This window comes from Prosthecobacter sp. (assembly GCF_044378005.1).
Taxonomy (GTDB): Bacteria; Verrucomicrobiota; Verrucomicrobiia; order Verrucomicrobiales; family Verrucomicrobiaceae; genus Prosthecobacter.
The window spans coordinates 1-3,954 of record NZ_JBILYB010000272.1; the positions used below are offsets into that span (position 1 = coordinate 1).

A 3,954-nucleotide genomic window follows, 5' to 3' on the forward strand; every position below is an offset into this window, starting at 1 on the left:
ACTCCATCAATGGCAACGCGGCGCTGACCACCCTGGAGCAGACCTTCACCATCACGGTGGAACCAGTGCCGGACTACACGGTCGCCACCACAGGCAATGTGATCGTGGTCACGGACCTCAGCGGCAATGGCGACACGCTTGCGGTGAGCGAGCCTAGCGCGGGGAACATCCAGTTCGCCGCTGGTACACGCACCTTCAGCGTCAATGGCGGACTGCAAATCGTGGGGAACAGCGGCGCGGTCACACTCACCAGCGTGACCAGCATCACCGTCAATGCAGCGGCAGGCACGGACACGATCAACGTCGGTGCCTTCACCGGCACGCTGCCGAGCCTGACGCTCAACGGCGGCACCGGTGACGACGCGGTAAACCTGAATGGCGACATCACCTTTGCAGCGAATGCTAATCTGGACGTGGACTTGCAGAATGACGACGCCACACCGGGCACGGACATCGTGAATGTGGCGGCGAATGCGAACCTCATCACCAGCGGCACCGGCACCATCACGGTGAAGGTGAGCCGGAACGTGGCTTTGGCCTCAGGCTCCAGCTTGGAAACCGTGAATGGCAACCTCACCATCGAAGCCAACCAGCAGGGAACAGCGACGACCGGCAGCTTTGTCGGAGTGGATGTGAACGGTGCTCTGGTGCGGTCCACCGGCACCGGAGTCCTCTCCATCACGGGCAAGGCGGGCGATGCTGCGGGCGGCACGATGGTCGGTGTGTATGTGCGGTCCGGCGGCGACATCCTCGGGGGCACCTCGGGCACGCTGACGGTGGCAGGCAGCGGCGGGGCGTCCGTGGGTCAATTTAACTTTGGAGTAGCGGTGGACGACAGCAGCACGATCAACACCAGCGGTGCCAATGTGCAGGTCACCGGCACCTCCTTCGCCACTGGAGCGAGCGACAACGCCTACGGAGTCTATGTGAATACAGCCGGTGCCCTGATCTCAGCAGGCGGGACCGGGACGGTGTCGGTCATTGGAACTGGCAGTGCTACGGCCGATGGGCAGTTCCCATCAGGCGTGAATGTGCAATTGGGAGGGACGATCACCTCCAGCGGCGGCGACGTGAATGTCACGGGCATCGGCGGTGGCACTGGGGCGGCGTTTGCAGCCTTTGGCGTGGCGATTTACCAGAATGGAACGATCACAGCAGGCGGAACCGGCACGGTGACGGTGAACGGCACCGGCGGAGCGGGCACCGGGGGCTTCCATTACGGCGTCACCCTGGCGGGTGGCAACGGCGGCATCATCACCTCCGGCGGCGGAGCCGTGACGGTGACAGGCACGGGTGGTACAGGCGGCGCGTCGAACACCGGCATCCAGGTGGAGGACGCCGGGGTGAGCATCTCGACCGCAACCAACGGTGGCAATCTCACGCTCGTCTCTGACGAAATAAACATCGCCGGACCCGTGGACGCCAATGGGATTAGCACGGTAACGCTGAAGCAGAAGACCAATGGCACCCTCATCAACCTGGGTGACGCCGACAGCGCGGGCACGCTCGGCCTCACCGATGCGGAACTTGACTTGGTGACGGCTGGCACCCTCGCCATCGGCGACGCCAACAGCGGTGCGATCACCGTCAGCGCGGCGATCACGCGCAGTGCGGCGACGATACTCAATTTCGCCTCAGCGGCGAACATCGACCTCACCACCGGCTCGCTCGACAGCGCGGGCGGCAACGTCACGCTCAACCCGGGCACCAACGTCTTCGCCAGCAACAGCGGTGTGGACGTGACCACCGGCGCGGCTTCAACCCTGACCATCCCGAGCGCGGACAGCCTGAAGATCGTGATCAACGGAGCCACGGCAGACAGCGGCCACACGCAGCTCAATGTCGCCGGTCTCATCGATCTCACGGGAGCGGCCCTCTCGCTCAGCGGCAGCTACACGCCTGTGGCCAATAACATCCTGACCATCGTGAACAACGACGACACGGACGCCATCACCGGCACCTTCAGCGGCCTCGCCGAGGGCGCGGTCGTCACCTTCAACGGCATCCCGCTGACGGTCAGCTATGTGGGTGGCAGCGGCAATGATGTGACCCTTTCCTACCTGAATGAAATCGTCGTGCATAACGGCAGCCACAGCCTGGCTCCTGAGTTGAGCGATGGTCAGGTCACCGTCGTGGATTTCGGCAGCACGGCTCCGAATGTGGCCAGCCTGCGCAACTTCCTGGTGCGCAACACGGGAGACGCGGATCTGACGATCTCCAGCATCACGGTGCCTTCCGAATATGTCACCAACGCCGCTCCAGCGACGCTGGCATCAGGCACCTCCTACAGCTTCCAAGTCTCGCTCAGCAGCGCCACTCCAGCCACCTATGCAGGCAATGTCGTCATCAACAGCGATGACCTCAACGAGGCTGCCTTTGACTTCCCCATTACCACGACCGTCGTCGCTCCAGGCAGCGCTCCTGTTGTCAGCGTGGGAGAAACCGTCGCGGTCCAGGGTGCCACCGGCAGCGCTGTCCTCGGTGGGCCGGTCGGCTCCACACTTTACAGTCTCATCGGCTCTCCGGCGATCAACTCCAGCGGCGTGCTCGCTTCAGCCGTCCAGATCCGCCATGCCGATGCCAGCCTGCATACAGGCATGATGGTCGGCCAGCCGCTGGCCCTCATCGTCGCAGACTCGCAGGCCGCGCCCAGCCTGCCTGGCGTGACCCACTTCAACTTCGGTCCACCCGTCATCAATGAAGTGGGGCACATCGCCTTCATTGGTGAAGTGCGGGGCGCAGGCATCACCGCCAACGTCAACAGCCGCTGCCTGTTCAGCAATGCCAGCGATGGTGTCCTCAAACTCGTCGCCCGTGCGGGCACGAATGTCGGCCTGACCAGCAATCTGAAGTCCATCAGCAACTTCTCCATCGGTGGAGACTTGGTGATCTTCCTCGGCACTCTGGTGGACAACAGCGTCGTGCTCTTCGGCTGGGACGCTAACACCGGCCTGCGTCCCCTCATGCGCAACGGCCAGAGCCTCGATGCCAACGGCGCCACCAAGACGGTGAAGAGCTTCGCCATCCTGGAAACCAGCAACGCTTCCTCCGGTCACGGCAAAGAACTCAGCGTGGCCCCCACGGGCGAGATGCTCGTCACCTTCAGCGTGGTTTTCACCGATGGCACCAGCGGCGTCGTGGTGGGCAGCTTTGACGGCACGAGCGACACAGGTTTCGGCGCGACCTACGGAGCCAGCCAGCAGCTCGCCGACACTTATGCCGCTCCGGCTGTCATCCCGTTGGCGAAATGGAACAGCTTCCGCAGTCCGGGCTTTGACAACACGGGCAACTACTACGGCTTCATCAGCCAGATGGTGACCAACACCCTGGCCGGAGTCAGCAGCACAAACAACGTCGGCGTCTTTGTGGACACGGCCCCCGGAGTGCTGACGCTGCAACTGCGTGAAAACGCTGCCGCTCCAGGAACCACTGGCGGCCTCGTGTTCAATGACTTCAGCGACCTCGTGCTGGGCGGAGGAGATTATGAGTTCCTCGTCAAAGGCGATGTTCGCGGCACAGGTGTCGTGACCAACGTCAACAACGTCGGCCTGTGGGCGCAACACGCCACCAACGGGCTAGTCCTTGTGGCGCGTGAAGGCAGCGAAGCTCCTGGCGTCAGCGGCAGCACCTTCTTCAGGCTGAATCAGATTGCTCTGCCTGGCACAGCCCAGCCGCTGTTCCAGGCTACCATGACTGTCGGAGCGGGTGGAGTGACCACAGCGAACGATACCGGCCTGTGGGTGATCAACGAAAGCGGAGCCGTGAAGCTGGCCGTGCGTGAAGGCGATGTGCTAAACGTGGGCGGCACGCCCCGCACAGTGACAGCGATCACAGCCCTGCTCAACGGTACGACCACGGGCGGAGCCCTGGGCCGCCGAGTCTTCCTGCAAGATGGCCAGCTTACCCTCCTGCTGACCTTCAGCGGCGGCATCCAGGCGAATGCCAAGGTCGTGG

Annotated in this window: 1 protein-coding gene; it reads left to right on the forward strand. The window is 63.4% G+C overall.

Annotated elements, in window-relative coordinates:
• A partial coding sequence (locus tag AC6FTP_RS25910; RefSeq protein ID WP_497209791.1) for a beta strand repeat-containing protein occupies positions 1-3,954 on the forward strand: 3,954 nt, incomplete at both ends.